14 protein-coding genes and 3 pseudogenes are annotated in these 16642 nt (G+C 61.5%); 8 read left to right on the top strand and 9 right to left on the bottom strand.

Annotated features, from left to right (window positions below; all coding sequences use genetic code 11):
* Positions 1-80 precede the first annotated feature (80 nt).
* From ACN9MO_RS21795 to ACN9MO_RS21780, 4 genes and pseudogenes are all read right to left on the bottom strand, one after another.
* On the bottom strand, positions 81-1112 hold the full coding sequence (locus ACN9MO_RS21795; RefSeq protein ID WP_057248776.1) for an HAD family hydrolase: 1032 nt from the start codon (positions 1110-1112) through the stop codon (positions 81-83).
* 162 nt (positions 1113-1274) lie between these two features.
* Positions 1275-2870, bottom strand: a complete 1596-nt coding sequence (locus ACN9MO_RS21790; protein ID WP_244495556.1) for an arylsulfatase — start codon at positions 2868-2870, stop codon at positions 1275-1277.
* Between the two features lie 415 nt (positions 2871-3285).
* Positions 3286-3642, bottom strand: a pseudogene (locus ACN9MO_RS21785) (haloacid dehalogenase-like hydrolase); the annotation flags it as partial.
* 122 nt (positions 3643-3764) lie between these two features.
* Positions 3765-5450 (bottom strand): arylsulfatase, encoded by a 1686-nt coding sequence (locus tag ACN9MO_RS21780; RefSeq protein WP_057252242.1) that lies wholly within the window; start codon positions 5448-5450, stop codon positions 3765-3767.
* A 634-nt stretch (positions 5451-6084) separates the two neighbouring features.
* Here ACN9MO_RS21780 and ACN9MO_RS21775 point away from each other — a divergent pair.
* The 7 genes from ACN9MO_RS21775 (at position 6085) to ACN9MO_RS21745 (ending at position 12497) form a co-directional block, all read left to right on the top strand.
* Positions 6085-7968 (top strand): sensor histidine kinase, encoded by a 1884-nt coding sequence (locus ACN9MO_RS21775; RefSeq protein ID WP_425987739.1) that lies wholly within the window; start codon positions 6085-6087, stop codon positions 7966-7968.
* The gene (locus ACN9MO_RS21770; protein ID WP_057252240.1) at positions 7965-8636 is read left to right on the top strand and encodes a response regulator transcription factor; all 672 of its coding nucleotides are present in this window, start codon (positions 7965-7967) and stop codon (positions 8634-8636) included. Before ACN9MO_RS21775 ends, ACN9MO_RS21770 begins: the two co-directional genes overlap by 4 nt.
* Positions 8637-8724: 88 nt before the next feature.
* Positions 8725-9108: a response regulator transcription factor gene (locus tag ACN9MO_RS21765; RefSeq protein ID WP_057252239.1), complete on the top strand. Its 384-nt coding sequence runs from the start codon at positions 8725-8727 to the stop codon at positions 9106-9108.
* Between the two features lie 145 nt (positions 9109-9253).
* Positions 9254-10762, top strand: coding sequence for an arylsulfatase (locus ACN9MO_RS21760; protein WP_425987734.1), 1509 nt, complete (start codon positions 9254-9256; stop codon positions 10760-10762).
* Positions 10763-10989: 227 nt separating this feature from the next.
* Positions 10990-11505, top strand: a complete 516-nt coding sequence (locus ACN9MO_RS21755; RefSeq protein ID WP_425987731.1) for a class I SAM-dependent methyltransferase — start codon at positions 10990-10992, stop codon at positions 11503-11505.
* Between the two features lie 314 nt (positions 11506-11819).
* A complete protein-coding gene (locus ACN9MO_RS21750) occupies positions 11820-11960 on the top strand; it encodes a hypothetical protein (protein ID WP_156414704.1) in 141 nt (46 codons plus the stop codon).
* Positions 11961-12146: 186 nt separating this feature from the next.
* A complete protein-coding gene (locus ACN9MO_RS21745; protein WP_058328599.1) occupies positions 12147-12497 on the top strand; it encodes a hypothetical protein in 351 nt (116 codons plus the stop codon).
* A gap of 106 nt (positions 12498-12603) precedes the next feature.
* Here ACN9MO_RS21745 and ACN9MO_RS21740 read toward each other — a convergent pair.
* From ACN9MO_RS21740 to ACN9MO_RS21720, 5 genes and pseudogenes are all read right to left on the bottom strand, one after another.
* Positions 12604-12833, bottom strand: a pseudogene (locus tag ACN9MO_RS21740) (helix-turn-helix domain-containing protein); the annotation flags it as partial.
* 54 nt (positions 12834-12887) lie between these two features.
* Positions 12888-13070 (bottom strand): annotated as a pseudogene (locus ACN9MO_RS21735) (SDR family oxidoreductase); the annotation flags it as partial.
* Between the two features lie 73 nt (positions 13071-13143).
* Positions 13144-14055: an NAD-dependent epimerase/dehydratase family protein gene (locus ACN9MO_RS21730; protein ID WP_113738010.1), complete on the bottom strand. Its 912-nt coding sequence runs from the start codon at positions 14053-14055 to the stop codon at positions 13144-13146.
* 42 nt (positions 14056-14097) lie between these two features.
* Complete coding sequence (locus ACN9MO_RS21725) at positions 14098-14553, bottom strand: carboxymuconolactone decarboxylase family protein (RefSeq protein ID WP_112996007.1); 456 nt, start codon at positions 14551-14553, stop codon at positions 14098-14100.
* Between the two features lie 23 nt (positions 14554-14576).
* Positions 14577-14993 carry a cupin domain-containing protein gene (locus ACN9MO_RS21720; protein ID WP_112996009.1) on the bottom strand — a complete coding sequence of 139 codons (417 nt, stop codon included), beginning with the start codon at positions 14991-14993 and terminating at the stop codon, positions 14577-14579.
* 117 nt (positions 14994-15110) lie between these two features.
* Between ACN9MO_RS21720 and ACN9MO_RS21715 the strand changes: the two genes are divergently transcribed.
* The gene (locus ACN9MO_RS21715; protein ID WP_057249692.1) at positions 15111-16511 is read left to right on the top strand and encodes a PLP-dependent aminotransferase family protein; all 1401 of its coding nucleotides are present in this window, start codon (positions 15111-15113) and stop codon (positions 16509-16511) included.
* The last annotated feature ends 131 nt before the right edge of the window (positions 16512-16642 follow it).

Raw genomic sequence — 16642 nt, 5'->3', positions numbered from 1 at the left:
GCCGCCTGTCCTGATGGCCTCACGAACGTGGATGGACATTGACTGCACAAGAGGGTCGCATACGATGCACGCAACGCAGTCTACTTCTTCGGAAAGATCTCTTTCCAATCTGCCTTCATGTCGACCACGGTCCATTTGTTTATCGCCGCTGCATCGAGCGCCTCGTCGAGGCGGCCGAATTCCGTGTCGCGATCGTAGGCGTATTCACGTTCGGCATCGGTGTGATGAATGAGCATGGCGAAACGGACGCTCCCACCCGTCATTGTCGTCCATTGCAGCATTTCCAGGTCGCCGTCGGAATTGCCGAAGGCGGCGATCGGGCGGCGGCCGATATGCTCGTTGATGCCGACCGGCTTGCCGCTCTTGTCATCGATGAAGTTGACCTGCGGCAGGCGAAACAGGGTCGGCATCCCGTCACGCATCTCGAACTGGGTTTTGATCGACGAGCCTACGACCTGCTCGGGCGGGACGCCATAGACCTGTTCCGACCACGGCCGCATGAACTCGATGCCGCCGCCGGATACGATGAAGGTCTTGAAGCCGTTGGCGCGCAGATAGGCCAGCAGTTCAAGCATCGGCTGGTAGACGAGCTCGGTGTAGGGACGCTTGAAGTGCGGATCGCGTGCGGTGGCAAGCCAATCGGAAACGACCTTCTGGAACTCGTCGCTGGTCATTCCGCTATGGGTTGTCATGATGAGCTCGATGAGGCCCTTTTCGCCGGATGCGGCAAGGGTCTTCATGTCGCCTTCGAGCACTGCCTTGAACGGCTGCGTGTCCTTCCATTCCGGATGGGACGGAGCCTCGGCCTTCACACGGTCGAGCGCGAAGGCGAGTTGGGTATACATCGGATGCTCGACCCACAGCGTGCCGTCATTGTCGAAGACGGCGATGCGCTCAGGCTCCGGAACGAAATCGGGCGTGTTCTCCGTCGTCACCTTCTCGACAAAGGCGACGATGGCCGCCTTCGGGGCGGTATCGTTCCACGACGGCAGCGGATCGGTCTGGGCCTGTGAAGGATCGCCGGAGCAGGCGACAGCGATCGGAACCAAGATTGCCGCGAGCGTTACGAACAGTCGACGACGGCCGCGCTCGAAATGATGGAACACTCCCATGTCGTGTCTCCTGTTGTTGGCGAGCAGTTGCCGCGGTAACGGCAAGCGCCTTGGGGGTCGTTCCGCTACTTTCCCATGAAAAATACAGAGCGATCCGCAGCGCGTCCGGTTGGCAGGCGGCCGTCCTGGGCCGCCCCGCCATGTCGTACGCCCATTGGCGCGTCAGTCGTGACCGGTCTTCATTTCCCGGACCTGCTGCATGACCTGCTCCAGATTGTAGCTTGCCGGATCCTGCATCGGCGGGAAGTCGACGTAGGTCTGGAGGTGCTTCAGCCACAACTGCTGCCCGATGGGTAGCATGTTCCAATCGTAGACGTAGGCGGTGGACGGTGATGCGATGGCTCCGCCCGTACCGAAGAGCGTCTTCAACTGTTGTCCTACCGAAGTCTCGAAAGGATCGCGCTTGATGTTGACGACCTGCGTCCAGGCGTAGGGGACCACGCCCGTGATAAAGCCAGCCGGGTCGTCCGACACCATCGCGAAGTACATCTTCCAGTTCTTGTATCGCACTGCCGACGGCTCCTTACCGGAGTAGTACAAGAAGTGGTCGCGCGCGGATTTTTCCGACTTGCCTTCCAGGTAGTCGCGCTGGTTGACCCCGTCGAGCGTGGTCTTGGCGATGCCAGGATACTCGCCCTTCTCGATCCGCGCCTTCAGCTCGTTGCCCTTGGGGCCGCCGGCAATGTCGACCAAGGTGGGCAGCCAGTCGAGAGCGGCGAACATCTCGTTCTTCACCGTTCTGGGCTCGATATGCCCGGGCCAGCGTACAACCAGCGGCGCGCGCATGCCGCCTTCCCAGGTGGACAGCTTGCCGCCCTTGAAGGGGGTGGTGCCGCCGTCGGGGAAGGTGATCGTCTCGGCGCCGTTATCGGTGGTGAAGACGATGATGGTATTGTCGAGCTCACCCATCTCCTCAAGCTTTTTCAGCACGTAGCCGATGTTGTCGTCCATCTGCTTCATGCCGGCTTCGTTGACGCCCCAGTCCTTGCCGCCAGGCTCGCCGACCATGGCCAGGTACTTGTCCGGGAGCACGGTCGTGATGTGCATACGGGCCGGGTTGTACCAGACAAAGAACGGCTTCTTCGTCTTCTCGGGATCGTTGCGGTCGAGGAAGTCGATAACCTTGGCCGAGATCTCCTCGTCCACGGTCTTCGATCGCTCCAGCGTCAGCGGGCCCTGATCCTTGCAGCTTTGGTTCGCCGCAGTCCCGTCGGACGATGTGCACGCGAGCATCGGACGCGGTGGCGTCAGGCAAGTTGTCGTCTTGGGATCAACGGCCGCGGGATCCTCTGCAAGTCCTGGGATCGGCGTGTTCTTGCAAGGCGGCGCGAGTGTCTGCTCGGTCGGTGTCCTGTTGATATCAGGGAAGCTTACTCCCTGCATGGCGTCGAGGTGATACAGATACCCCCAGAACTCCTGGAAGCCGTGCGCGGTCGGCAGGGATTCAGTGTGATCTCCGAGATGGTTCTTGCCAAACTCGCCGGTGTTGTAGCCGAGATCGAATAGGAACTTGGCGAGCGAAGGCGTGCCGGTCCGCAAGTAGGACGGGCTTCCGGGAATTTCCGGTAGGACCATGCCGACGCGCACCGGCTGCATGCCGGTGAGGAAGGCAGTGCGTCCGGCCGTGCAGCTCTGCTCGGCGTAGTACGTCATGAACTTCGCACCCTCATTGCCGATGCGGTCAATGTTGGGCGTTTCTCCCACCGCAATGCCTTGATGATAGATGCTCGGCTGCATCCAGCCGATGTCGTCGCCCATGATGAACAGGATGTTCGGCTTTCTCGTCTCCTGAGCTTGCGCCGGGGCGATCGCGCCCCAGAGAAACGCCACAGTCGTCAACGCACCGAGACTGTAACTAAGGCTTTTGCGGATCATTTTCAGCTCCTCCGGTGAATACACATCTCCCGTTCGGAAGATATCCGTTGCGGTGGCCTTCGCGCTGGAGCGCCGCGCGTTCAAGGGGGAGCGCACAAAGGACACTCTGGACGCATGGACGACAATCCATCGAAATTCGGCGACCGCATGTAAAACCTTGCATTGACGGATGCGCCGGAAGCACGCCGGAGCATTCGCGTCTGCTGTCCGTTGAAATTGGAATTATGCCCAGTTCACGTAATCGCTACCTATGCGAACGCCACCCATCGCATCGAAGCCTAGTCAGGATTGCGCCTCAGCGATATTGTCCTTTGGGGCAGCGCATGAACGGCTGCGTGTCCGTCCATTCGGGATGGGAAGCTGCCTCGGCCTTCACGCGGTCGAGTGCGAAGGCGAGTTGGGTGTACATCGGATGCTCGACCCACAGCGTGGCGTCATTGTCGAAAACGGCGATGCGCTCCGGTTCGGGAGCGAAGTCGGGCGAGTTTTCCTTGGTCACCTTCTCGACGAAGGCGACGATGGCCGCCTTCGGGACGGTGTCATTCCACGACGGCAGCGGAGCGGTCTGGGCCTGCGCCGAGGCAACAACAAACAACGTTGCCAGGCCAAGCACGACTCCGCCGGCCAGTCTGAGGAAGTTACGTCCCAAAGTCATAACGACCCCTCCATCGGTAAGGTGTCCAGATTCCCGCATCGTCCCTTGAGACATGCGGAGGACTGTGCCTTGAAACCAGACGGGCGGCCCTGGAAAACCGCCCGTCGTGTTGAGCGGGCCTTCTAGTTACCTGGCTTGTTCTTAATTGCGGCGTCGATCTGCTTCTTGACAGCATCAAGATTGAACGAAGCCGGGTCTTGCATCGGCGGATAGTCAATCGCCGTGAGCGCCAGTTTTGCGACCTCCTGCTGGACGCTGACGAACCGCCAGAACTCGCGTGCGAAGAAGTCATTCATATAGCCTCCGCCGAGGTCATTGAGGCTTTGGCCGCCGATCGATGGTGTCCGCTCGAATGGGTCCTGGCGGATATTCACCATAGTGGGCATGTCCGTTGTGACCTTCCCACCGGGCCAGCCCTGCGGCTGTTGGAAGAACTGGAACTTGAAGTTGTCGATGCGAACCGCCCCCAGAGAAGGGCCGCCGAAGTAGAAAAATTCATGCCGTGCGGATGGGGATTTGCCCACCAGCAGGTCCAACTGATTGTAGCCATCAAGGTGATTCTTGTAGGTCCTGTCGCCCAGCTTCACACCCTTGAGCAACTGCTCAGTGATCTCGGTGTTGCCAGCTGCCGCCGCCAGCGTGGGGAACCAATCCAGAGCGGAGAAGATGCCGTTCTCGACAGTGCCCGGCCTGACTTTACCCGGCCAGCGGATGATTGCCGGTGCCCGAAAGCCGCCTTCCATCACCGTACCCTTGGTGCCCTTGAACGGGGTCATGCCACCGTCGGGCCAGGTAAACACCTCCGCCCCATTGTCAGTTGTAAAGATGACGATGGTGTTGTCGGTCTCGCCCGCATCCTCCACACACTTCATGATGGCGCCGACGCTGTCATCCAGTTGCGCCATGCCGGCTTCTTCGAGGCCGTAATTGCTGTCGCTGTTCATGAGCGCCTGGTATTTTGGCGACAGAAACGTCCAGACGTGCATGCGCGTCGTGTTGTGCCAGACAAAGAACGGTTTGCCGTCAGTCTTGGCCTTGTCCATGAAGTCGCACGAGGCCTTGACCAGCACTTCGTCGAACGTCCCCATGTCGTACTTTGCCTTGGGCGTGATGTCATGCATGTTCGGCACGTTGGTCATGTCGGCGAATGGCGCCAGAGGTCCCTCGTCGACGATCCGCTGCTTGCCGATCTTGCCCCAACGCGGCTGCTCGGTCGTGTCGTCCGTGTCCGTTGCAAAGCTGTGGACCAAATTGCGCGGCCCCACTTTGTCCCGGTACGATTGGTCATTCGGGAACGAATACCAGTAGGGGTCTGACATCGCATCGAGGTGATACAGGTACCCGAAGAACTCATCGAAGCCATGCAGCGTTGGCAGGAACTTGTTCAAATCGCCGAGATGGTTCTTACCGAATTGACCGGTGGCGTAGCCCTCGGTCTTGAGGGCGGCGGCAATGGTTGCGGCCTTGTCCGGCATGCCGACGTCTGCCCCCGCTTGTCCGACCGTCGTCAAGCCGGTGCGCAACGGGATTTCACCTGTGATGAAGCTTGCTCGGCCCGCAGTGCAGCTCGCTTCCGCGTAGTAGTCGGTAAATAGCATGCCCTCGGAGGCAAGCTTGTCGAGGTTCGGCGTCTTCCCGGACATGATGCCCCGGTGATAGGCGCCAATGTTGAACCAGCCAACATCATCGCCCATGATGACGACAATGTTGGGTTTTTGCTGATCTTGCGCGGCTGCCGGCATGATTGCTGCTGAGGCAACAAAAGTGGAAGCCAGCAGACCAAACCAGATGTTTTTCATCTTGCTCATGGTCTCGATTCCCTCCCTGGCTGCCCGAAATGGGCCGGCAGCCTGCGCCCCATATGGCAACGCCTCATGCCGCATCTTCCAGTTATCGCAGGCGGGTCGATTGTTATCGTCGACACAGCGGAGCAGTTTCCTCGAAGGGACTTCTCAGCGTGCGTGTCCGACACTTCTCCTCAACGCACCAAGACCATAATTTATGGTTGTGCGACTCATTGCCGGTCCCCCCGACGAACGTGTGATGACGCACTCTGCCAGCCGAAGATAGCTGACGGTGGCCTGACCACATGCAGACCTTGCATTGATGGATGCACCGAAGCACGCCGCGCGTCTGTTGTCGTCGAAACTGGAACTACGCCGAGTTCACGCAATTGCTACTTACGCGAAAGCTATTCATCGCATCGCAGCCTAGTCAGGAACGCGCCTCGGCGGTATTGTCCTTTGGGGCAGCGCGCACGAGTTGGCGCGGTATGGATCGGTCAGCAATCGCATTGGGTGTGGAAGCCGTACGCAGGGCAGGAAGGTTTCGGCGCGGGGGCCGGACTAATTTTTGAAATAGTTGAACGCCGACGGGCAGTCGCCCCGGCCGCATCGTCACCTCCGAACGCATTGACGGAGAATGGCGCAAAGGACGTTCAATATGGCTCGTGCATCGACGAAACCATCGAGCCCGTTCACCCGGATCGTATCCGCATTTCGTTGCCTTCTGTTGCTCTTGATCGTTGTGATGGCCGAGCCCTTGTCGGCGGAGATCGTGGACCAGGTGCCACGCATCCTCATCCTCTATCCCTATGACGAGAAAATCCCGGCAACGACCATTGCTGGCGAGACCCTGAGACATCGACTGCAGCAGGCGACAATGGGCAAGGTCGATCTGTTCTCGGAATTTCTCGATCTTTCCAGATTCCCCGAGAAGGTTCACATCGACCGGATGGCGCGATATCTCAGTGAGAAATACGCCGACCGACGTCCGGATGTAGTGATTGCGCTTGGTGAGGAGGCAACGGGCTTCATCGTCAAGTACCGGCATGCGATCGCCCCGGATGCGAAGATCGTGTTCTGCGGCTTCAGCAGCGCGGACGCCGTGAAGTTGAGTCTGCCGAGCGACGTCGTCGGGGCTTTCAGCGAGTATGACATCGCAAAAACCCTTCTCATGGCGCGCGGTCTCCAGCCGGAAGCCCGCGATCTCGTCATCATCGGCGGGTCCTCGGATTTCGACCGCTCCTGGCTTGCGACGGCGCGCTCGGATCTCCCCGGCCCCGCAAGCGGTCTTAAAACGACCTACGTCGAGGATTTGACCATCGATGAATTCGCAGACCGCGCCTCGCGTGTGCCGGAAGGGAGCATCATTCTGGTTCTGACCGTCTTTACCGATCGCAGCGGCAGGAACTTCATTCCGCGCAACGCGCTCGAACGGATTGCCGCCAAGGCGAGCGCTCCCGTCTACGGTCCCTATTCCACGTATATCGGCCATGGCGCCGTCGGCGGTAATACCGTCACCTTCGAGTCGGTCGGAACGGCGGTCGCCGAACTCGCCCTCGACGCGATCGCGGGAAAACCGATCGCCAGCGTCAACGTGCCGAAAACCTTTGTCGCCGATGCGAGAGAGTTGACGCGCTGGGGCTTGCCGGAGAGCGGGCTTCCTGCCGGAACCGTCCTGAGCTTCAAGGAGAAGAGCCTCTGGGAGGAATACTGGGCGGCGATCATCGGCATCGTTGCAGCGCTTGCGCTTCAGGGGGCGATCATCACGGTGCTTCTGGTCGAGCGGCAGCGCCGGCTGGCCGCGGAGCAGGAAGCGCGGCTTCGTCTGCTCGAACTCGTGCATCTCAACCAGTCGGCAACGGCGGGAGCCCTGTCGGCATCGATCGCCCATGAACTGAACCAGCCGCTCGGAGCGATCCGCAGCAATGTCGATGCCCTCGAAATCCTGCTTCGGAAAGAGCAGCCGGATCTCGACCTCGTCCGGCAGATTCTCATCGACATCCGCGAGGACGACCAGCGCGCCAGCGATATCATTGTTCGACTGCGGGGACTGCTGAAGAAGCGAAGCGAGATCGACTGGCAGGAATTCGACCTGAATGAGGTGGTCAACAGCGCGATCCATATCCTCCACGCCGAGGCGGGACAAAAAAGCATCGTCGTCAGCTCCAGCGACCCGACCCGGGCGCTGCCGGTGCGGGCCGACAAGGTACATCTCCAGCAAGTCATTCTCAACCTCGCCACCAATGCGATGGACGCCATGGTCGATGCGGCGACGACCGAGCGGAAGCTGGTCTTTCGGACGGCGCTGATCGAGAATTCCGAGGTCGAGCTGTCGATCTCCGATACCGGCCGCGGCATCCCGAGCGACCAGCTCGACCATGTTTTCCATGCGTTCTACACGACCAAGCCGACAGGCACCGGGCTGGGTCTCTCGATCGCCCGCGCGATTATCGAAACCTATGGCGGCAAGATATGGGCGGACAATCGTGCCGAAGGCGGCGCCGTGTTTCGTTTCGTCCTGCCGCTTGCTCAGCACGGATGACCCAATTGGAACCCATCATTCATATCGTCGACGACGACAACTCCTATCGCACCGCGCTGGCACGGTTGATGGAGGCATCCGGCTATCGCGTCGTCACCTACGGCTCGGGCGAAGAGCTTTTGGCCAACCTGTCGGGCTCCGACCCCGGATGCATCCTCCTCGACCTGCAGATGCCAGGTCTGAGCGGGCTCGAGTTGCAGGACCGGCTCACCGAGAAAGCACCACTGCTGCCGATCGTGTTTCTGACGGGGCGAGGCGACATCAAGGCGAGCGTCCGGGCGATGAAGGCCGGCGCCGAAGATTTCCTGGAGAAACCGGCCTCGAGGGAGGCGTTGCTGGGGGCCGTCGAGCGGGCGCTGCTTCGCTCAGAGATACGGCGCGCCGAACACGATCGCGTCCATACACTCCAGGCGCGTCTGGACGCCCTGACGCCACGCGAGTTCGACGTTTTCGGCCTGATCGTCCGCGGCAAGCTCAATAAGCAGATCGCTTACGAACTCGGCACCTCCGAACGAACCGTCAAGGCGCACCGGCACAACGTCATGGAAAAGCTTGGCGTGCATTCGCTGGCCGAGGCCGTGTCGATCGCAGAGAGACTGGGACTTCTCGACCTGACAGCAAAACCGTCTGATGATGCGCACGGTGCTGTTCGCCGCGCTTCCCCATAGGACAATATCCAGCCTTCGACGTTGGTCATACGATCGTCATGATCGGGGCTAGACATGCCTTTCCGCATGGGCCTCAGAAAGGCATCCCTTGGAAAGCCAACCACGCAAAGTGGCCGTCGTGGAAGACGATCCGAGCATGCGCAAGAGCGTCGCGCGGCTGTTGAACGCGCATGGTTTCGCGACGGAAGGATATGCCTCGGCCGAGGCCTTTCTGAACCGCGCCACGTCGAGCGAGATCGGCTGCATCGTGCTCGATGTCCATCTCGGCGGCATATCCGGCATCGAACTCTGGCACCGGCTGAAGGACGGCGGCTCGAAGATAAAGGTCATCTTCATCACCGCCGTCGACGATCAGGCGCTCGAACAGGAGGCGGTCAAAGCGGGCTGCGTCGCCTATCTGCACAAGCCGTTCCCGGCCGAATCCCTGATCGACGCCATCGAAAGGGCGATGACGGTTTCGCCCGACGATTGAAGGGTGGGCCCCCTTCCCCAAGGGGGGATAGGCAGGGGTTGTATTTTGGCGCATGACATGAGCGCAGCGGAGAGCCGCTCCGAAGCAGGCACTCGCGGACGCGTTGCGGCGTTTCGAATTGATAGCCAACACGGGGAGACGAAACATGAAGTGGCTCGGACCGTGGCGGGGAATGTGCTTTGTATTGGCGATCGGCTCCTGTCTCGTTGCCAATGCGTTGCCTGTCGGAACAGCATCTGCGCAGCAATCGACGCCAAACATCCTCTTCGTTCTCGCCGACAACATCGGCTACGGCGACATCGGCGTCTACGGCGGCGGGGAGCTGCGCGGGTCGCCGACGCCGCGCATCGACCAGCTCGCCGCAGAGGGCCTGCGGCTGACGCAGTTCCTGGTCGAGCCATCCTGCACGCCGTCGCGCGCCGCTTTGATGACAGGTCGCTATTCCATCCGCTCCGGGCTATCGCTGGTCGCGGTCGCAGGCACGCCTTTCTCGCTGCCGGACAAGGAAATCACCATGGCGGAAATGCTGCACGACGCCGGCTACGCCACGGCGATCTTCGGCAAGTGGCATCTTGGCGCCCAGGTCTATAGCCAGCCGCAGAACCAGGGCTTCGACGAGTTTTACGGAATCCCTCCTGGTGACACCTGGGACGCGTTCGGGATGATCCGCCAGGGCCATCAGACCAAGTCCATCGACGTCCCGCTCGACAAGGGGCCGCACATCGTCGAGGCCAAACGGGGAGAGCCGGTGAAGCTGGTGAAACCCTATACCGAGGAAGTGCGTCGCGGGATCGACTGGGAACTGGTGGACCGCGGCGTCGATTTCATGAGGCGCCAAAAGGCGGCAGGCAAGCCGTTCTTCTTGTATCTGCCGATTTCCCGGACGCACTTTCCGAACCTCCCCTCGAAGCGCTTCGAAGGAGCTTCCCGCATCGGCCAGTTCGGCGACTCCCTGATGGAGGGCGACGCGATCGTCGGCACGATCCTCGACGCATTGAAGGATCTTGGCATTGAGGAAGACACCATCGTGGTCTTCGCCTCCGACAATGGACCAGACGGCCCCGGTGCGAGCCGGTTCGGCACCGACATGCCGGATATGGGAACGACAGGACCCTATCGTGGCGCGCTGGGCGACGTCAGCGAGGGCGCGATCCGCACCGCCGCGGTGATCCGCTGGCCGCAACGGATCAAGCCGCGATCCTCCTCTGCGATGTTCTCGATCATGGATTTCTTCCCGACATTCGCGAAGCTTGCGGGCGGCAAGGTGCCGGACGACCGGCCGTTCGATGGGATCGACCAGAGCGACCTGCTGCTCGGCGACAATGACAGCGGACATCGCCAGCATTTGCTGACCTTCGTCGGCTCCGACCTGGTCGCCGTCCGCTGGAAACAGTTCCGGGCCTATTTTGCCGACGTAGCACCTGGCCGCAGCGGCGCAGGCGGTGCAATCTTGATGGGCGGTGTCGGATCAAGCGCTGCGCCGATGAATGGCTACCCAAAGGTGTTCAATATCGAGTCGGATCCGCACGAGGAGCACAATATCGGCGAGATGTATAACTGGGTCCTCGGGCCGTTGTTGAAGACGGTAGAGGAATACAAGGCGAGCCTCGCGCGGTCACCCAATCCGCCCGCCGCAAACATGACGAGGTTCTGAACGTCAATACGTTGTGAAGGCGGGCCTTTTGGTTTGAACGCGATCATATTGCCACCGACGGCGTCACGCCGATGTAGGTCGAGGGCCGACTAAGGACCATAGGTCGGTTCAGCCGCTCACCGCTACCAATGGATCGGATTGGAAAAGAGGCCGCCGCCACCTGAGAAATGATAGCACCGCGCCAGGGACGATAAGTATGCCGACGGACGCCAGATCGAAAGAATCGCGTGCTGAAGGGAGACGCAAGGACTCCCGGCTCGAAAAATTGCTCTTCCGCCTGGAGGCCCAGCGCATCTGCCTCGAATGGGCCTTCAAGAGAGATAGCCGTCCGTCCGGGCATTGTGTTCGAGATGGGTCTGGGTCACGGTCGCACCTACGACCACTTGCGCATCCATCTCCCGGAGCGCGAGATCTATGTGCTGGATCGCGAGACCGACTGTTTCGCCGACTGCACGCCGCCACAGAACTATTTGCTGCTCGGCGACATCGAGGACACGCTTGCTTCCGGAGCCACCCGCTTTGGCGGACAGGTCATCCTGGCACATGCGGATATGGGTTCGTATGTCGAAGCGAACAATATTGCGACAAGCGCCAAACTGAGCCGATGCCTCCCGGCGGTCCTTTCGCCACATGCCATCATCCTGTCCGATTTGCCGCTCGAACTTGCGGGGACCCGTTCGCTACCGCATCCACCGGGCGCGCCCCAAGACACGTATTTTCTCTACGTCAATGGGCCCCGGTGATCCGCTGGCCGCAACGGATCAAGCCGCGATCCTCCTACGCGATGTTCTCGATCATCGACTTCTTCCCGACATTCGCAAAGCTTGCGGGCGGCAACGTGCCGGGGCGACCGGCCGTTCGACGGGATCGACCTGAACGACCTGCTGCTCGGCGACAATGACGCGGACGTCGCGAACATTTGCTGACATTGGTCGGTTCCGATCTGGTCGCCGTCCGCTGAAAACAGTTCCGGGCCTTTTTCGCCGACGTGGCGCCCGGCCGCAGCGGCCCTGGCGGCGCAACGCTGCTGGGCGGCGTGGGAAGCAGCGCCGCACCGATGAAAGGCTATCCTAAGGTGTTCAACATCGAACCGGATCCGCATGAGGAGCACAATATCGCTGAGATGTACAACTGGGTCCTCGGGCCGGTGTTGGAGACGGTGGAGGCCCTGGATGATCCTAAGACGCACCGACCTTAGCCGGTCAGTGAAACTTGCAGAGTATCGGCCGTCGATCCTACCAGCGGCCGGCAAGTTCAGACGACTTCCCCTAAGGACAATATCGCTCAGTGGAGTTTCGCGTAATCTCAGTTGGGACGAGTTGCTTGAGCAGCCGCGCTTGGTTGCCCCCCGTCACAAGCGCAAAACCTAGGAAGGAGCATGACAATGAACCGCATTGCGACTTTTTCTATGATTGCCAGCCTCTCCGCCCTTAGCTTCGTTGGAATCGTGCACGGTCAAGGTGCCGCAATGGACTGGCCTAAAGAGATTGAGCAAACTGTGCGTAGCTACAGCGGCGACAAGATCAATGTCGTCGATGTAAGCACACTTGCGGAGCAGAACCAAACGCGCATGTGGGTCGAGCATGCCACGCCGGAACAACGTGCGGCGCTTCTCGAGGCGGTCAAAGCGAACAAGTCCTTGGCTGAAAAGCTGAAGGCGCAGAACGTCGAGATGGACAACATTGGCGGCGCTGAACAGGCGACTGACGGCGGGCTGACGATCTACGTTCGCTAACCCTCCCCGGGGTCAGTAAAGCGGGGTGCGGAACACCGATGGTACTCGCGCCGCATCCCGCTCCATCCGCGAGCATACCGCGGCAGGCGTTCGGTACTCGTTATCTTTATAGGACGCCCCACGCGCGAGACCTCCCCCTCCCGTCATTTCCCGCAAGCCAAGCTCGCCGACGATCCGGCGGGCTGCTTCGGCCCAACGTCGAACGCCTTGGTGGACCATACCGGCCGATACCAGCGGCATGGCCATGACCAACTCACTCAGTTCCGGCAGTTTCGACGAGGTGCGTCGGCCGGACAGCTTCCGCTCCATCATCTGCCGCACCAACGCCAGCCGGTCACTTCGAAGCGCTTCGTGCTCGCGTCACTGAACGGCCCGCCAACGAATCTCCGTTCATCGCGCCAACCAGCCGCCATCAGCCGGGATGACGGCACCATGCAGGTAGCGTGAAGCCGGCGTCAGCAGGAAAACGGCAGCCTCGCCGATATCCTCGGGGGTGCCCCAGCGGCGAGCAGGAATGCGATCGATGATCGCAGCGCTGCGATCGACGTCCGTGCGAAGCGCCTCTGTGTTGTTGGCGGCGGTTGGATGTCGTGGCAATTATCCCTCTAGCGGGTCCGACTATTTCCGTTGCCCCGTCGGGCGGCAATCACGCGCACTTCCATAGCAGCGGCCGGGGTGCGAAGCCGAGTTTTTCCTTCGCTCGCGTGTTCGCGGCGCCGGTCAGACGGGTGTGATAGTAGACCGCTTCCTCGCCGGCCGACTTCAGCGCGTCCTCCACACTGACCCGCCCCGGCTCCGATGCATCAACCCATCGAGCGAAAGCCGGGAGCCATTTGGCGACGGGCATCGGGTCGTCGTCGACGATATTGTAGACCCCCGGTTCGGCCGTAAGCGCGGCGACGGTCGCAGCGATCGCGTCATCGATATGGACGAACGACCAAACGGCATTTCCTTCGCCGATAATCACCGCCTCGCCATTGCGAACCTGATCGGCAATCGCTCCGTCCGGCCGGTACCAGGTACCGGGCCCATAGAAGAAGCCGTAGCGCAGGACGACGCCATCGAGCGACGGCGAGGCGAGCACACGGTCCTCATAGGCGCCGATGGTGCGCGTGCTCTCGCCGATCTCCCCGGGCGCGTCGTAGCTGAGCCTCGCGGTCTCGTCGGCGAGTTGTCCTGCCGGGGCATCGAGGTAGAAGCCACGAGACTGCATGATGTAGCGGCGAACGCCCAGCTTCTCCGCCGAAGCGAGCAGGTTGGCGCCGCCCTCGCGATGAAGGCGCGTATCGTCCGGCATGGCCTTGATGATGTCGGCGGGGTTGGCCGGAAGCCAGGTAAGTTGATCGATCACGACGTCCGGCGCTGCTGCCGCGATTGCCTCATGGACCGCCTCGGGGTCGAAGGCATCGGCGGTCGACGCCTCGGCCCCGAGTTCGCGGAGACGATCCACGCCTGGGCCGGGGCGCGTCATGCCGGTCACCTGATGGCCAAGGGTCAAGAGCGCCCGCACCAGCGGCGAGCCGACGGCGCCTGTGGCGCCCGCGATGAATATCTTCATAGCCAACTCCTCAATTTGAGCGTTTCGGGCGTGCGCCCGCCTTTACTTTTCAAGTGCTGCCTGCGGCGTATTGCGGAAGCTGATCGCCATGCGGTTGTAGGCGTTCATCAGGCTGATCGCGATCGTGAGATCGGTGAGTTCACGCTCGTTGAACTCGGCGTGCGCAGCTTCATAGGCTTCGTCCGGCACACCCGTCTCGGCGACGCGTGTGACGGTTTCGGCCCAGGCAAGGGCCGCCCGCTCGCGCGCGTCGAAGAGGTTGCCGGCTTCCCTCCACGCCTGGACCAATGCGATCTTTTCGATCGGTTGGCCCTTTTTCAGGAGGTCGCGGGTGTGCATGTCGAGACAATAGGCGCAATTGTTGATCTGTGAGATGCGAAGATAAACCAGATCCACCAGCACTGGCGCCAGGCCACTTTGCAGGACGTAGCCGTAGACACCGCCAAGGGCCTTGGCGCCGGCCGGTGCAATCTGGTTGTAGTCGAGACGCTTGCTCATTGTTCTGCTCCTTGGGTTCGGGTCTACTTGATCGGGGTGGTGAGTTCTTTTTCATCGCTGTCGGCGACGAACACCGCCAGCAGCTTTGCCGGCGTCGTCTGGCTCGCGTTGCGGCTGACGAGGTGGGTGGACGCCGGCGGCTCGTACCAGCTCTCGCCGGCGCGGTAGGTCTGCGTCGGGCCGTCATTGACCTTGGAGACGATTTCTCCGGAGAGAACGTAGGCGAAGATGAAGGACGACTTTGCATGCGTGTGCGGAACCGAGGCACCGCCTGGGGGATAGTCGACGATCAGGGCGGTCAAGGTCTTGCCCGGAATATTGGGTATCGCCTTTTCGAAGTGCGGCGTGACAACGTCGCCGGGATCATGCGCAGCGGCCGGCAGCGTGGTGACGATTGCAAGGGCGGCGGCAGCAGCGCCAATGAAGAATCGTAAGGTCATGCCAGGGATCTCCTTTCCGTGTGGTCCTGATGACGTTTCTTCCTGCCCCTAGAAATGACGACTTCCTGGTTCTAAAAAAAGCACCAAGAACCGACAAACAACGTGTACCAGGAAAGCATGGATCAGCTGCTGGAACTGAACCTCGATCGGTCGGCGCGGACGCCACTGGCCGAGCAGATACGAAAGGGCATCAGCGCCGCGATCGAAAGCGGGGTGCTTGCCCCAGGCGCGCGTCTGCCGTCCTGGCTGGATCTCGCCGCTCAGCTTGGTGTTGCACGCGGCACTGTGCGTACGGCCTACGACAAGCTTTCCGCGGCCCAGCTCATCGTCGCCTCACGCTCGACCGGGACCCGCGTCGCCGCTCGTCCTGCAGCGGTTGCGCGGATCGAGCCGCCGCCGGATCCCGGCTCGTTCATGGAGCGCTATCGGGAGATGACAGCCGGCCCGGCGATCTTCCAGATGGGCGTACCGGCGCAGGAAACCTTTCCCGCAACGCTCTTCGCGAGGATCCGCGCGCACGCCGTACGCGTGGAGACGAGCGCTCCGGCGATCTATCCCGACCCACGCGGCGAACTGGAACTGCGCCGGGAAATTGCCGCCTATCTTGCCGTCGCACGTCGCATCGAGTGCTCGCCCTCCGAAATCATCATCACCGGGGGATACGCCAGCGGGCTTGGAATGGCGCTCCGCGTCCTCGGTCTCGAAGGGCAAAAGGTCTGGATGGAGGAGCCAGGGTTCCCATTCACCCGGCGCGGGCTGGAGCTTGCGCGACTGGAGATTGTGCCGGTCCCCGTCGATGCCGATGGCGTCAACGTCGAGCATGGCATACGCCGTGCCCCGGATGCAGCGCTGGTTGTCGCGACCCCGGGGCAACAGGCGCCGCTCGGGTCCACCCTATCGCTGGCACGCCGACTGCGTCTTCTCGACTGGGCGGCCGGGGCGCAGGCCTGGGTGATCGAAGACGACTATCTCAGCGAGTTGCAGCTCGACGGCCGCGCCGCACCGGCGCTCGCCTCCCTCGACCGCGGTGGACGCGTCATTCACATCGGCTCCTTCAGCAAGACCATCAGCCCGGCCCTCCGGCTCGGCTTTCTCGTCGCGCCGCCGGCGCTCGCCTCCCGTTTTGCGGAAGTCGCAGCCTGTCTCGCACCGCCCCCCGGGCCGTCCGTGCAGCTTGCAGCCACTGAGTTCATGCGCGAGGGGCATTATTTGCGGCATCTCCGGCGGACGAAGCGGGTCTACTCCGCCCAACGCGACGCCTTGCTGAAATCCCTGCGGCCAGAGGAAGCGACAGTTGCCGGATTGGCCGTGCTGTTGCGTTTGCCGGACGGGGCGCCGGATCTCGCTATTGCCAGAGAAACGTTGGCTTTCGGCATGTCGCCCGCACCGCTTTCGGCCTGGTACGCGTCGCCGGATTCTGCAAAATCCGGCTTGCTTCTAGGCCTTGCCACGGCGCCGCCACGGCAGCTTGCGAGATCCTGCGACCGCCTGCTTGAGATTGTAAGACGGTTTGCTTGACGTGTTGCATGTGCAAGCAAAGTGCGAACTCTCAAGCGACGGAGCCGTTCTGTGCGCCTTCGGACTTCCCCAGCCAATGGCAAGAAAATCCTGTTCCGGTCGATACACCGTGCGACCCTTCTGCTTGTCGT

The organism is Ensifer sp. R-19 (genome assembly GCF_049905105.1).
In the GTDB taxonomy this organism is placed as follows: domain Bacteria; phylum Pseudomonadota; class Alphaproteobacteria; order Rhizobiales; family Rhizobiaceae; genus Ensifer.
Note: the sequence above shows the minus strand (reverse complement) of the source record. Positions and strands in the feature narration are given on the sequence as shown.